General features: G+C 65.0%; 12 protein-coding genes. 3 read left to right on the top strand and 9 right to left on the bottom strand.

Annotation, left to right across the window (positions count from 1 at the left end):
* Position 1: 1 nt before the first annotated feature.
* Genes ACDC66_RS06125 through def form a run of 9 tightly spaced genes read right to left on the bottom strand, consistent with a single transcriptional unit; the run spans position 2 to position 10,044 of the window.
* Positions 2-310, bottom strand: coding sequence for a tetratricopeptide repeat protein (locus ACDC66_RS06125; protein ID WP_376695801.1), 309 nt, complete (start codon positions 308-310; stop codon positions 2-4).
* Between the two features lie 55 nt (positions 311-365).
* Positions 366-1,820, bottom strand: a complete 1,455-nt coding sequence (locus tag ACDC66_RS06120) for a TrkH family potassium uptake protein (protein WP_376695800.1) — start codon at positions 1,818-1,820, stop codon at positions 366-368.
* 9 nt (positions 1,821-1,829) lie between these two features.
* The gene (gene trkA / locus ACDC66_RS06115) at positions 1,830-3,206 is read right to left on the bottom strand and encodes a Trk system potassium transporter TrkA (RefSeq protein ID WP_376695799.1); all 1,377 of its coding nucleotides are present in this window, start codon (positions 3,204-3,206) and stop codon (positions 1,830-1,832) included.
* A gap of 21 nt (positions 3,207-3,227) precedes the next feature.
* A complete protein-coding gene (locus ACDC66_RS06110) occupies positions 3,228-4,577 on the bottom strand; it encodes a sigma-54-dependent transcriptional regulator (protein WP_376695798.1) in 1,350 nt (449 codons plus the stop codon).
* A gap of 54 nt (positions 4,578-4,631) precedes the next feature.
* Positions 4,632-6,764, bottom strand: a complete 2,133-nt coding sequence (locus ACDC66_RS06105; RefSeq protein ID WP_376695797.1) for a sensor histidine kinase — start codon at positions 6,762-6,764, stop codon at positions 4,632-4,634.
* Entirely contained in the window at positions 6,754-7,323 is a 570-nt protein-coding gene (locus ACDC66_RS06100) for a DUF4390 domain-containing protein (protein WP_376695796.1), read from the bottom strand. The genes ACDC66_RS06105 and ACDC66_RS06100 overlap by 11 nt, the downstream gene beginning before the upstream one ends.
* Positions 7,283-8,596: a 16S rRNA (cytosine(967)-C(5))-methyltransferase RsmB gene (gene rsmB / locus ACDC66_RS06095; protein ID WP_376695795.1), complete on the bottom strand. Its 1,314-nt coding sequence runs from the start codon at positions 8,594-8,596 to the stop codon at positions 7,283-7,285. Before rsmB ends, ACDC66_RS06100 begins: the two co-directional genes overlap by 41 nt.
* A 12-nt stretch (positions 8,597-8,608) precedes the next feature.
* Positions 8,609-9,526: a methionyl-tRNA formyltransferase gene (gene fmt, locus ACDC66_RS06090; RefSeq protein ID WP_376695794.1), complete on the bottom strand. Its 918-nt coding sequence runs from the start codon at positions 9,524-9,526 to the stop codon at positions 8,609-8,611.
* Positions 9,526-10,044 (bottom strand): peptide deformylase, encoded by a 519-nt coding sequence (gene def, locus ACDC66_RS06085; RefSeq protein ID WP_376695793.1) that lies wholly within the window; start codon positions 10,042-10,044, stop codon positions 9,526-9,528. Before def ends, fmt begins: the two co-directional genes overlap by 1 nt.
* A gap of 165 nt (positions 10,045-10,209) precedes the next feature.
* On the opposite strand from def, the gene ACDC66_RS06080 reads away from it, so the two are divergent.
* The 3 genes from ACDC66_RS06080 to ACDC66_RS06070 are packed head-to-tail and all read left to right on the top strand — an operon-like array spanning position 10,210 to position 12,988.
* On the top strand, positions 10,210-11,340 hold the full coding sequence (locus tag ACDC66_RS06080; protein ID WP_376695792.1) for a LysM peptidoglycan-binding domain-containing protein: 1,131 nt from the start codon (positions 10,210-10,212) through the stop codon (positions 11,338-11,340).
* A 10-nt stretch (positions 11,341-11,350) separates the two neighbouring features.
* Entirely contained in the window at positions 11,351-12,499 is a 1,149-nt protein-coding gene (dprA, locus tag ACDC66_RS06075) for a DNA-processing protein DprA (RefSeq protein WP_376695791.1), read from the top strand.
* Positions 12,500-12,511: 12 nt separating this feature from the next.
* Complete coding sequence (locus ACDC66_RS06070; RefSeq protein WP_376695790.1) at positions 12,512-12,988, top strand: Smg family protein; 477 nt, start codon at positions 12,512-12,514, stop codon at positions 12,986-12,988.
* Positions 12,989-13,020 lie beyond the last annotated feature (32 nt).

The raw sequence follows: 13,020 nt of genomic DNA, 5'->3' as shown, positions 1-13,020 counted from the left end.
GTCAGACTTCCAGGCGCTTGAGAAAGACGGTCATGACCTTCTCGGCCTGCTTGTCGCCGTTGTCGCGGGCGACCTCCAGACCTTTTTCCCAGGCGCCCCTTGCCGCCTCGTGCCGGCCCGATTCGTTGAGCGCCTTGCCCAGTTCCTGCCAGGCCGTGGTCTGTTCCGGCTGGTGGCCGGTGGCCACTTCCAGGTGTTCGATGGCCAGTGCCAGGTCACCTTTCTTCAGTCGCGCCTGTCCGGCGGCCAGGCGCGACTCGTACGTATCGCGGCCCTGGTTAATCAGTTTTTCGATGGCTTCTGGATCCATGGGGGATAGTGTGAAGGGTTAAGTGTGAAGTGTGAAGGGACGGGCCATCGAGGATTCAGTGCTTCCAGTAGGTGGGAGTGAGCAGCACCAGGATGGTGAAGATCTCCAGCCTCCCGAGCAGCATGGCGAAGCTCATCAGCCACTTGGTGGTATCAGCCAGGCCGCCGTAGTTGGATCCAGCCTGACCCAGGGCCGGACCGAGATTGTTCATCGACGAAAAGACCACGGAAACGGCTGTGACCAGATCCCGCTCGATCCCGGAAACGATCAGGGTCAGCACCACCACGCAGAGAATGTAGAGCGACACGAAGCCCCATACGGCATTGGCCACTTCCTGATTCAGCGTTCGGCCGCCGAGCTTGAGCGGCACGACCGCGCGCGGGTGAACCAGGCGCTTGAGCTCACGGATGCCCTGCTTGGTCAGCAGATACACACGAATAATCTTGAAACCGCCGGTCGTCGCCCCCGCACAGCCGCCAAGGGCGCTGATCAGCAACAGCAGCAGCGGCAGCGTGCCCGGCCAGGTATAGACCTCGGCAGTGGCGAAGCCGGTCGTGGTCATATAGGAGACAGACTGAAAGACCGCGTGGCGCAGCGAATTCCAGAAACCGGCATACACATCCTGCTGCCACAAAAGCAGCGTGGCCACTACCGAGATAATCAACAGCAACAGCACGAAGAGCTTCAGTTCCGGATCGCGCAGATAGACCTGGGCCGTGGCACGACGCAGAGCCAGATAATGCAGGCCGAAGTTGAGGCTGGCAATGAAAATGAAGAAGACCACCAGCCAATCAATCAGCGCACTGTCGAAATGACCGATCGAAGCGTCGTGGGTGGAGAAGCCGGCCGTGGAAATGGTCGAGAAACTGTGCCCCACGGCGTCGAACAGCGACATGCCCGCCGCCCAGTAGGCCGCCGCGCACAGAACGGTCAGGCCGATGTAGATCAGCCACAGCGCCTTGGCCGTCTCGGCAATGCGCGGTGTCAGCCGACTCTCCTTGACCGGCCCGGTGACCTCGGCCTTGTAGACCTGCATGCCGCCGATGCGCAGCATGGGCAGGATGGCGACGGCCAGAACGATAATGCCCAACCCGCCCATCCACTGCAGCTGCTGGCGATACCAAAGGATCGATCTGGGCATGTCGTCGAGGCCGACGAAGACGGTTGCACCGGTCGTCGTTATCCCGGAAGTGGATTCAAACACGGCATCAGCCAGGCTGGCGTCGATGGCCAGAACGAAGGGCACGGCCCCGGCCAGACTGACCGCCGCCCAGCAGGCCACCACCACCAGGAACCCGTCACGAATCCTCAGATCACGGTGTGAACGCCGCACGGGCAGGTAGAGCGCCAGGCCGGCAACCGCGACCACCAGCATGCTGGCCGCAAAGGCATCGAGTGTGCCGTCACTGCTGAACAGGGAAAACAGCATCGGCGGCACAAAACCCAGGCTGAGGAACATCAGCAGAACCCCGACGATGCGCTGGACCGGTGCGTAGGCGCGAAACTGCATGAGGATGGGCTAGACGAAGACCGCGTCGACGGCGAACAGCCGCTCGACGCGCTTGATGGAGCGTTGATCGGCCACGAACAGAATGACGTGGTCGTCAGTCTCGATGACGACGTCATGGTGGGCGATGATGACATCGTCCCCGCGGATGATGCCGCCGATGGTTGTTGCCGGCGGCAGATCGATTTCCTCGATGCGCTTGCCGACCACCTTCGACTGTGCCGGCGTTCCATGCGCAACCGCCTCGATCGCCTCCGCCGCGCCGCGTCTGAGCGAGTGCACGCGCACCATGTGGCCCTTGCGGATGTGGGTCAGAAGGGCACCGATGGTGACTTGCTGGGGGCTGACGGCCACATCGATGCGGTCGGACTCGACCAGGTCGACATAAGCCGGCCGGTTGATCAGGGCAATGACCTTGTCAGCGCCCATGCGCTTGGCCAGCATGGACGAGAGGATATTGGCTTCATCGTCATTGGTCAGGGCACAGTAGACGTCGGTCTCGTCGATGCCTTCCTCGTGCAGCAGGTCCTCGTCGGCACAGTCGCCGACCAATACGATGGCGGTGTCGAGATCCTCGGCGATTCGCTCGGCACGCACCGGATCGCGCTCGATGAGCTTGACGTGATGGCTGCGTTCGAGCCGGCGCGCCAGGCTGGCGCCGATGTTCCCGCCGCCGGCGAGCAGGATCCGGTGCCCCGGTTCGGTCATCCGCCGCAGCTCCCGCATCACCACCGGAATATCGTCGCGCGCGGCCAGGAAGAAAACGGTGTCGTCGACCTGGATGACGGTATCGCCCTTCGGGATGATCGGTTCGTCGTTGCGAAAGATCGCGGCCACCCGGGCATCGACATCGCTGGGCAGCTTTTCGCGAAGCGCCCGCAGTTCGTGACCGACCAGCGGCCCGTCGTGGAAGGCACGGGTACCGACGAGCTGGGCGCGCCCGTCGGCGAAATCGAGCACCTGCAGGGCGCCCGGATACTCGATCAGGCGCTGGATGTGATCGGTCACCAGGCCTTCCGGGCTGATCAGCACGTCGATGGGTGTGCTGTCACGATTGAATAGCTCCGGGTGCGCCAGGTAGTCGGCAGCCCGCACCCGTGCCACCTTGGTCGGCGTATTGAACAGCGAGTAGGCGACCTGGCAGGCGACCATATTGGTCTCGTCGGAGTTGGTCAGCGCGATCAGCAGGTCGGCATCCTCGATGCCGGCCCGGATCAGCGTTTCCGGATGGGAGGCATGGCCGAGCACGGTGCGGATATCGAGCTTCTCCTGCAGTTCGCGCAAACGCTCGGCGTCCATGTCGACGACGGTGATGTCGAAATTCTCGGCTGACAGGCTGCGCGCCATGCCGGTTCCAACCTGCCCTGCACCTAGAATGATGATCTGCATGGCTCGCTCCCTTGGCGGCAATTAGACCTGTTTGGGGTCGATGCCCAGTTGCTTGAGCTTGCGGTAGAGATGGGTGCGCTCCATCTCGACGATTTCAGCCAGCTTGCCGACGCTGCCTTCGACCGACTGAAGCTTGAAGGTCAGATACTGACGCTCGAATTCCTCGCGCGCCTCGCGCAGGGGCATGTTGAACAGGACCGGCATCTTCCGATCACCGACCGTCTCGCCGGTATCGGACTGGGCCATGGCCTCCTCGACCTCGGCCACCGTCACCTCTTCGCCGCCGCCGAGAATGAGCAGGCGCTGCACCAGGTTGCGCAATTCTCTCAGGTTGCCGGGCCAGTGGTACTGGCGCAGCCGGTTCTGAACCGCCACCGGGAAATGCCGGTAGGGCGTGCCGTCGCGCCCGGGGTAGAACTCCGCGTAAAAACGAATCAGGTCGGGCACGTCCTCCTGGCGCTCGCGCAGGGGCGGAATCTCCAGCGGCAGAACATTGAGCTGATAGAACAGGGATTCGTCGAAGCGGCCCTCGCGCACGAGTTTTTCCAGCGGCTGGCCGCTACCGGCAATCACACGCAGGTCCAGCTCGCTGCTGTCGGCCTGGTCGGGATCGATGCGTTGGGTCTCGAGCACTTTCAGCAGGAGCGTCTGTGCACTGCGATTCAGGCGAGAGACGTCGTCGATGAACAGGACACCGCCCTGCGCTTCGGAAAGCAGCCCCTCGCCGCTGTGCTCCCCCATCAACAGGGCCTTGAACGAAGCGCCGTCGACGCGCGTCGACGCGCTGACGAACGGCCCTTCGCTGCGCCCGGAATGCGCATGGATCCAGCGTGCCGCTTCCTGCTTGCCCACGCCGGCCTCGCCGGCAATCAGCACCGGCGCATCGTGCTGTGCGACGCGCTCGAGACGCTGGCGCAACTGCTGCACCACCGCCGAGCGGCCCAGGGGTTCGAGCACCGCCGGCTGGCTTCGCTTGAGACCCTCGTTCTCACGCCTGAGCCGGCCGGCTTCGAGCGCGTTTTCGATGGTGAGCATCAGCCGCGCCATCGAAACCGGCTTTTCGACGAAATCGAAGGCGCCCAGGCGCGTGGCCTCCACGGCCGTTTCCACCGAACCGTGACCGGAGATCATGACGACCGGGCAGCGCAGCACGTCGGCGTCGCGCCATTCGCGCAGCAGACTGATGCCGTCGGTGTCGGGCATCCACACGTCGAGCAGGATCAGGTCGGGAGCGGACTCGCGAAGCTGTTCGCGCGCTTCGGCGGCGTTACCGGCGAAAGTGGTCTCGTGACCCTCGTCGCGTAGGATCTCGCCGATCATCTCGCGGATATCGGGCTCGTCGTCGACGATCAGGATACGTGCGCTGCTCATTGCCTTATTTTCGCACCGATTCGGGACCGAGAGGATACCCCACGGGGAGGCCGGTTACCCGGCCGGGAGCCAGATACGCACCTCGGCGCCGCCGTGCTCGACATTGTTGACGGAAATCGCGCCGCCGTGATCTTCCACGATGCGTCTCACGATCGCCAGGCCCAGGCCCGAGCCGCGCGGCTTGGTGGTGACATAGGGCTCGAAGATGCGCGAGAGCACCTCGTCGGAGAAACCGGGCCCATCGTCACGCAGGATCACCTCGACGCCGCGCTGGCCGTTGCGGGTCGAGCCTTCCAGCGCGATCCGGATTTCGGGCTGGCCGTCGGGATGGGCCTCATGCGAGTTCCTCACCAGGTTGATCAGCAGCTGGCGGAACTGCCCGGGATCGGCCGACACCGTCAGGGTTTCCCCAGGCGGAACCAGTTCGAAACGAATAGGCACGTCGCCGCTGGCGTACAGATCGACAACCTCCCTGATCACCCGCATCGGATCGAGGCGCTCGACCTTGAGCCGCGCCGGTCGGGCGTAGTCACCGAAACTGTCGACCAGCCGCCGCAGGGCATCGACCTGGGTGCCGATGGTCTGCGTGGCACGTGTAAGCAGGTCGCGCTGCTCATCCTCCAGTGCTGGTGCCAGTTTCCAGGCCAGGCGCTCGGCGGCCAGCTGAATGGGCGTTAGCGGATTCTTGACCTCGTGCGCCAGGCGCCGTGCGACCTCCGCCCAGGCGGCTTCGCGCTGGGCCTGGTCTAGCACGGTGACGTCGTCGAAGACCACCACATGCCCGCCGGTTTCGGCGGGCAGATCCGATCCGCGGCAGACCAGCACCAGGGGCTGCTCCGCCGAGCCCAGCTTGATTTCCTGGCGCCAGTCGGTGCCGGGCGCGGCATGCCGTTCGATGATCAGATCGACCAGCGGAGCCAGGTCCGGGTGGCGCTCGGAAACCCGGGTCAGTTCCAGCCCGCTGTCGGTTTCGGGGTCGAGTCCGAGAATGCGCGAGGCCGAGTCGTTGAAGGCGCTGATCCGTTCTGTGCCGTCAATGGCGAGCACACCGGCGGAAAGGCGTCCCAGTACGATTTCAAGATAGCGCCGCTGGGCCTCGAGCTGCTGGCGGCTGCTGGCGAGCTCGTGCGTCATGGTATTGAACGACTGCACCAGGAAACCCAGCTCGTCGCGCGTGGTGACCTCCAGGTCGCCCGGAAAACGGCCGGCGGCCAGCTCCTCGGTTGCCTGGGCCAGTTCACGAATCGGCTGGGTGAGTCTGCGTGCGGCATTGAAAGCCAGCAGCATGGCCAGCAGCACGGTCAGCAGCAGCACCAGGGAGAGAATCAGGATCAGGCTCTGCTGCAGCCTCGCCCGAAGATAGGCGACGTTCTGGTAACGATGGTAGGCGCTCTCGATGCGCCCGGCCAGCTCACTGAACTCGTCGGGCAGCGGGTAGATCGCCTGTAGCAGGAGCGTGTCGCCGCCGAAGGTACGGCTCCCCAGGCTGTGCAGGACCCGGATACGGATCCCCTCGTCGGCCGGTTCAGCGGCTGCGTACTCCTCGTCCTGCAGCGCCTGGCTGAGCGCGAAATCGCCCGGCCGCTCCGGCATGATCCGCCCCGGATTGATGCTGGCACTGACGGTCGATGCACCCGAGGCGTCGACCACCGACAGGTCGGTCGGGCCGGCACTGGAGACGTGGCGCAGGAGTTGACGATACATCCGGTCTTCATCGCCGGCATCGAGCTGTTCGGCCAGACGGCCGATCTCGTCGCGCACATCGCGCGTACGCAGATCCAGAAACAACTGGCCGAGTTCGATCGAATCGGCCAGGGCCTGCTCGGCACGTGTGTCCATCCAGCCGTCGATCGTGTTGCTGAGGAACTGGATGGCGAACAGGTAGAGAATGACGACCGGCGGCAGGGTCAAGGCGACGAAAACCGCCACCAGCCGGGCGGTGAGGCGCGCACCGGGCTCTTCGGCCTTGAGCCGACCGAACAAGCGCACGGCCCGGCCAACGATCACGGCGAGCAGGACCAATACCGCCACACCAGTCAGTGCGAAGATCCACTGCGCCAGCCTGCCGAGCTGCGTGGCTTCCTGCTCGACCGTGGAGACCAGGTAAAGCGCCGAAAGCAACAGCACCAGGACGGCGGCGATCGGAATCGCGCGCAGGATGCGCAGCCGGCCTCGCTTACCGATCATTCGCTTGCCCCGCAGGGTTACCGGACGGCTCTCCGGGCGGCGTCAGCCGCAGCCAATCGCTGTCGAGATGCCACTGCGCTTCGAACCAGGTCGGCAGGCGCATCGGTGAGGGCAGGCGCGTACGATCGAGCGTAATGCGGGCGCGCACCAGCGATGCCGTCTCGTCCGGGGCCAGCGGGATGCTCCAGGAGCGCGGCTCGCGCAGCGCCCGGACGAGCATGCTCAGCCTCGGATAGGTCGTGCGCGTGTCGTTGTGCAGGTCGTCGAGCTGGTAGTGGCGACTCAGGGACAGGTAGCTGATGCGGAATCGGTGACGACGCCGCTCGTCCAGGCCCGGGAGCCAGATTTCGCCCGATGAAGCGCGAAGCGCGACCAGGAAAGTGATGCTGACACCCCGCTCGAGCGCTTCGAGCATGGCTGGACTGGGATCGAGATCGACGCCGGCGATGACTTCCAGCCCCTCCTCGGTCCGGGCCAGCCGCGGCTCGATGAAGTCCACGTGCCAGTCGGTCTCCGACTTACTCCGACAGCCGGCGAGCGGCAAGGTAGAAAAAACCATCGCAGCCGTGATCGCCAGGCAGAATCTGGCGGCCCGGCCCGGCCGGCCGACCGGGTTTGTCGGTATTGTCGATTTCACGGGCATCTGCATGGCGCTCCAGAAAGGCGCGGGCCTGCTCGTCGTTCTCGGCTCGCAACAGCGAACAGGTCGCGTAAACAAGGATACCGCCCGGTTCGAGCAAGGGCCACAAGGCGTCGAGAATCCCGCGCTGAATCTCGACCAGGCGCTCGATATCCCCGGCACGGCGCAGCCAGCGGATGTCGGGATGCCGCCGGATGACGCCGGTAGCCGAACAGGGCGCATCGATGAGGATGCGGTCGAAGCGTCGTCCGTCCCACCAGCGCTCCGGCTGCGCGGCGTCGCCTTCGACCAGGCGGGCCTGAAGCCCGAGCCGCGCGAGACCCTTGCCGACCCGGGACAGTCGTTGGCCGTCGATATCCAGTGCGGTCAGCTCGACGTCGGCGCGTTCGAGAATGTGCGCGGTCTTGCCGCCCGGCGCGGCACAGGCATCGAGCACGCGCTGCCCCTCGGCGAGGTCGAGGTCGTCGGCGACCAGTTGCGCCGCACCGTCCTGGATCGAGACCAGCCCCTGTTCGAAACCCGGCAGGCGGCTGACGGCGATCCGGTCGATCAGCAGCAGCGCGTCTGGAAAGCCGTCAACGGAATGCGCCTCGATGTCGTCCTGTGCCAGTCTCGCCCGATAGTCGTCACGCGGGATCCGGCGCCGATTGACCCGCAGCCACAGCGGCGGCGACGCGTTGCCGGCAGCCAGGATGTCCGGCGCTTCGGCGCCATGGTCTTGCTCGATCCTGCCCAGCAACCAGCCGGGGTAGCCGAATCGAAACACGGGCGTGTCCGGCAGTTCGGCCAGCAGGTCGTCACGCCGGCGGCCGAACGTTCTCAGTACGCCGTTGACCAGGCCGGTCAGGCGTTGTCCGCGCAAGGCGCGGGCCGCCGCCACGGCGGCATGCACCACCGCATGGTCGGGCTCGCGCCCGTCCCGCAGTTCGTGCAGGGCCACCGCGAGCAGAAAGTGCAGGCTGCGGTTGTGGCCCTTCAAGGGCTTTTCCACGAGCTGCCCGATCAGCCAGTCCAGAGCCGGCCAGTCGCGCAGCACGCCATGGCTCAGGCGCCGGGCCAGCGCGCGATCGCGCGGGTCGTTCAGGGGCTCGAGCAGTGCAACCAGGGCCGCATCGAGCGCGCGGCCGCCGTCAAGCACCGCCATGGTCGCCTGCGCGGCAACCTGCCTGGGCAAGGCGCCGTCATGCATCATGAATCCACGCCGTCACTGCTTGCCGCGCCGCGCGTTGAACCAGTCGCGCGCGCTCACCGGCTTGCGCCCGGCCCCCTGCAACTGGAGTATCTCGAGTACGCCATCCCCGCAACCGACCGCCACGACATCGGGTCCGCGCCCGGCCAGCAATTCACCGGGTGGGACGTTGCCTCCAGCGGCGCGAGCGCGATGAATACGCCAGGTCTCGCCCGCGATTTCGCCGAAGGCGATCGGCCAGGGATGATAGGCGCGAACCACCCTGGACAGCTCATCGGCCGGTCGCGACCAGTCCAGGCGGGCATCGCTCTTGTCGATCAGCGGGGCGTGCGTGGCCAGTGCCTCGTCCTGCGGGCTTGCCGCCGGAAGGGTGCCTCGATCGAGCCGGTCAAGGGCGTCCACGAGCACCTCGCCGGCCATACCGGCCAGTCGGTCGTGCAGCTCGCCGGCCGTCTCTTCCGGGCCGATCGGCGTGGCGCGCTGCAGAATGACCGGTCCGGTGTCCAGGCCGGCGGCCATCTCCATCAGGGAAATCCCGGTCTCGGCATCGCCGGCGAGAATGGCCTGGTTGATGGGGCTGGCTCCGCGCCAGCGCGGCAGCAGGGAGGCGTGCAGGTTCCAGCATCCCTGCGCGGGCATGTCGAGCACAGCGCGCGGCAGGATCAAGCCGTAGGCGGCGGTAACGACCAGGTCCGGCTGGCAATCCGCCAGGGCGGCCCGGGCATCAGGGTGCTTGAGTGAGGACGGCTGCAGGACGTCGATGCCGGCATCCACGGCCACACGCTTGACGGGGCCGAAGCGGAGCTTGCGACCGCGGCCCACGCCGCGATCGGGCTGGGTCAGGACCGCCACCGGCCGCCAGGCCGCGCTGTCGAGCAACGCCCGCAAAGCCGGCACCGCAAAATCCGGCGTGCCGGCGAAAACAATCCGCATCAGGCTGTAGCTTCTTTCTCGCGGCTGTTCTGCTGCTTGCGCAACTTCTTGCCGATCATCCGGCGCTTGAGCGGCGAGAGATAGTCGATGAACATCTTGCCGTCGAGATGATCGATTTCGTGCTGGATGCACACCGCCAGCAGGCCGTCGGCGTCGACCTCGTAGGGCTTGCCGTCGATATCGAGCGCTCGCACGCCGACTTTTTCGGCACGCGTGACCTCGGCGTAGAAGCCCGGCACCGATAGGCAGCCTTCTTCATAGGATTGGCTGCCGCTGCGCTCGGTAATTTCAGGGTTGATGAACACCTGCGGTTCGTCACGGCTGTCGCTCAAGTCCATTACGACAACGCGGATATCCTCGTCGACCTGGGTGGCGGCCAGGCCGATTCCACGCGCTTCATACATGGTTTCGAGCATGTCTTCGGCCAGCTTGCGCTCGCGCTCACCGACGGATTCAACCGGCCGGGCGACGCGTCGCAGGCGTGGATCGGGGTATTCAAGAATATTGAGTTTTGACATGAGAATTTAAGAAAACCGCTTAAAGGTGCGTTTTGCAATGATAATGTTTATGATAGTCTGCGAAAAATCAAGCCTGTGGGCATTGCTGGAGGGAGTCGCTCCGTGAAACGCTTAATATTTCTGACCGCTATTATACTGGCGGCGTTCACTGTACAGGCTCAGGACGTGGAACTGCGCGAGGATCATCCTCGTGAGTATGTCGTGCAGGAGGGGGACACGCTCTGGGACATCGCTGGTCGTTTCCTGACCCGGCCGTGGCAATGGCCGGCCATCTGGGACGCCAATCCACAAGTCGAGAATCCGCACCTGATCTATCCCGGTGACGTCATTTCGCTGTCGTTCGTCGACGGCGAACCGCGGCTGAGCGTCGACGATTCGGTGCGGCGGCTTTCCCCCGAAGTCCGACGCGAGCGCATCGACGGGCCAATCTCCACCATTCCGCTCGACGCGATCGAAACCTTCCTGAAGGCACCCCGCGTGGTCTCGGCCGAAGAATTCGAACAGCTGCCCTACATCATTGCCAACAATGAGCAGCGCGTAATGGCCGGGCCGGGCGATCGCACCTACGCACGCGGGCTCGAGGATGCGAGCGTAGGTGATGAAGTGGTCCTGGCCCGAGTCAACTACATGTTCGAGGACCGCAGCGTCAATCCGAACAGCGACGTGCGGATCAAGAAGAAGCTGATCCAGCGCGACGGCAGCCAGGTCCCTGCGGATCTGCGTCCGGCCAGCGCCCTGTGGAAGTCGACGATCGGCCAGATCGATCGCTACAACTACCCGGTTATCGGCTATGAACTCTGGGAGACCGGGCGCGGCCGCGTCGCCAAGACCGGCGACCCCGCCATCATCGAGATCACCTCCGGCCGCCGCGAGACCATGGAGAATGACTTCGTGCTGCCGGTCCGCGATCATGTCTACGACGCCACCTTCCACCCGCGGGCAATGGACGAAATCCCCGCCGACGGCCGCGTCATTGCAATCACCGGCAGCAGCTACGGCGCCGGCCACTACCAGGTAGTCGCGATCAACCTGGGTTCTGGCGACGGCATCGAAGCGGGCCACACCTTCTCGGCCTTCCGCCCGGGCGAGACCATCCGTGACGAGCGCTATTCGCTGATGAGCCGCGCCGCATTCCGCGAACCGGAAAAGCGCTTTGTGGATCTGCCCGACGAGTTCGCCGGCCGCATCATGGTGTTCCGGACGTTCGAAGATATCAGTTACGCGCTGGTACTCGAGGGCAGCGGAAACACCATCCAGGTCGACGACGTCCTCGCACACCCCGACCGAAACCTCTGATCCGCGGTTCGTGCCCGCGTCGGAGCAAGCCCGGGACTGGCTGAGCCTCGTCCTCGTCGACGGGCTGGGCCCGAAACGCATCGCAGCGCTGGAGGAACGCTTCTCCAGCCCGAGCGACTGGCACGACGCCAGTGACCGGGTACTGCGCGAGGCCGGGCTCTCGGACAAGCACATCAGGCAGCTGCGCCGGCCCGACGAGGAAAGGCTGAAGCACTGCCTCGATTGGCTGGCCGGCGAGAAACGGTGGCTGATCACCCGCGACGATCCGCTCTACCCGCCCCTGCTAAGGCGCATTCCCGACGCTCCGGTCGCCTTGTTCGTGGTCGGTGACCCCAATGTGCTGGTCGCACCGCAAATTGCCATCGTCGGCAGCCGCAGCGCGACTTCAGGCGGACTCAAGCATGCCCGCTCCTTTGCCGCTACGCTGGCCCGGAACGGCTTCGTGATCAGCAGCGGCCTGGCCGAGGGCGTCGACGGAATGGCGCACGCCGGCTGCCTGGATGCCGGGGGTGCGACGATTGCCGTAGCAGGCACCGGACTCGACCAGGTCTATCCGGCCCGGCACCGCGACCTGGCCCGCCGGATCGCCGACTCAGGCGCCCTGGTCAGCCAGTTTCCACCGGGGATCGGACCGCTCAGAGGCAACTTTCCGGCACGCAACCGCATCATTTCCGGCATGAGCCTGGGCGTTCTGGTGGTCGAAGCGGGCCTCAAGAGCGGTTCGTTGATCACCGCCCGCCTGGCCAATGAACAGGGACGCGAGGTCTTCGCCGTTCCCGGCTCGGTCCACAATCCACTCTCGCGCGGCTGCCACCGGCTGATCCGCGACGGGGCCCGCCTGGTCGAGACCGCCGACGAGGTGGCCGGGGAGCTGGCCCCGCTGGCGCGGGAACTGGCCTCGGAAATCGAGCATCTGCTGGCACCTCGGCCAGCTGATTTCGGCGCTGGACTTGAGGAATCGTCCGGATCACCGCATATGAGTGATGATCCCGAATACGAGCGACTGCTGGACGCCGTCGGATTCGACCCCACCCCGGTTGACGAAATCATCGAGTGCTCGCAATTGACGCCCGCGGCGGTATCCTCGATGCTGCTGATGCTGGAACTGGACGGCAAAGTCTGCGCGCACCCCGGCGGCCGCTACAGCCGTAACGCCTGAGGAAGAAACTGAATGAAGGAAAACGTGCTCGATCTGCTGATGTATCTTTTCGAGAATTACATCTATGACGAACCGGAGGAGGAGCCTGACCGCGATTCCCTGAGCGAAAGCCTGGAGGAAGCCGGATTCTCGGGCGCGGAAATCGATCGCGCCTTCGCCTGGCTCGACGGCTTGGCCGAGCAGCGCAAGCTGCCCGAACTGGGCGGCCACGAAAGCAATCCCATCCGGATCTTCACGGACGAAGAGACCCGACGGCTGGACGTGAACGCGCGCGGGTTTATCCTGTACCTTGAAAATGTTGGCGTTCTCGACCCGCTCAGGCGCGAGATGGTGATCGACCGCCTGTCCGCGCTGGAGACCGACGACATCAGCCTCGAGGATGTCAAGTGGGTCATCCTGATGGTGCTGTTCAACCAGCCGGGCCAGGAAGCCAACTACGCCTGGATGGAAGAAATGATGTTCGACGAGGAGGGCGAGTATCGGCATTGAGGGTGCCGATCGGGAGACCGGGGACTCCAGTC

This window comes from Wenzhouxiangella psychrophila (assembly GCF_042310375.1).
Lineage (GTDB): Bacteria > Pseudomonadota > Gammaproteobacteria > Xanthomonadales > Wenzhouxiangellaceae > Wenzhouxiangella.
This window is presented reverse-complemented; position numbering and strand designations above follow the sequence as displayed.

What these genes read in the sequence shown, in the direction of transcription:
- ACDC66_RS06125 (WP_376695801.1), bottom strand. Translation starts at nt 310, where the DNA reads ATGGATCCAGAAGCCATCGAAAAACTGATTAACCAGGGCCGCGATACG.
- ACDC66_RS06120 (WP_376695800.1), bottom strand. Translation starts at nt 1,820, where the DNA reads ATGCAGTTTCGCGCCTACGCACCGGTCCAGCGCATCGTCGGGGTTCTG.
- trkA (WP_376695799.1), bottom strand. Translation starts at nt 3,206, where the DNA reads ATGCAGATCATCATTCTAGGTGCAGGGCAGGTTGGAACCGGCATGGCG.
- ACDC66_RS06110 (WP_376695798.1), bottom strand. Translation starts at nt 4,577, where the DNA reads ATGAGCAGCGCACGTATCCTGATCGTCGACGACGAGCCCGATATCCGC.
- ACDC66_RS06105 (WP_376695797.1), bottom strand. Translation starts at nt 6,764, where the DNA reads ATGATCGGTAAGCGAGGCCGGCTGCGCATCCTGCGCGCGATTCCGATC.
- ACDC66_RS06100 (WP_376695796.1), bottom strand. Translation starts at nt 7,323, where the DNA reads ATGGTTTTTTCTACCTTGCCGCTCGCCGGCTGTCGGAGTAAGTCGGAG.
- rsmB (WP_376695795.1), bottom strand. Translation starts at nt 8,596, where the DNA reads ATGATGCATGACGGCGCCTTGCCCAGGCAGGTTGCCGCGCAGGCGACC.
- fmt (WP_376695794.1), bottom strand. Translation starts at nt 9,526, where the DNA reads ATGCGGATTGTTTTCGCCGGCACGCCGGATTTTGCGGTGCCGGCTTTG.
- def (WP_376695793.1), bottom strand. Translation starts at nt 10,044, where the DNA reads ATGTCAAAACTCAATATTCTTGAATACCCCGATCCACGCCTGCGACGC.
- ACDC66_RS06070 (WP_376695790.1), top strand. Translation starts at nt 12,512, where the DNA reads ATGAAGGAAAACGTGCTCGATCTGCTGATGTATCTTTTCGAGAATTAC.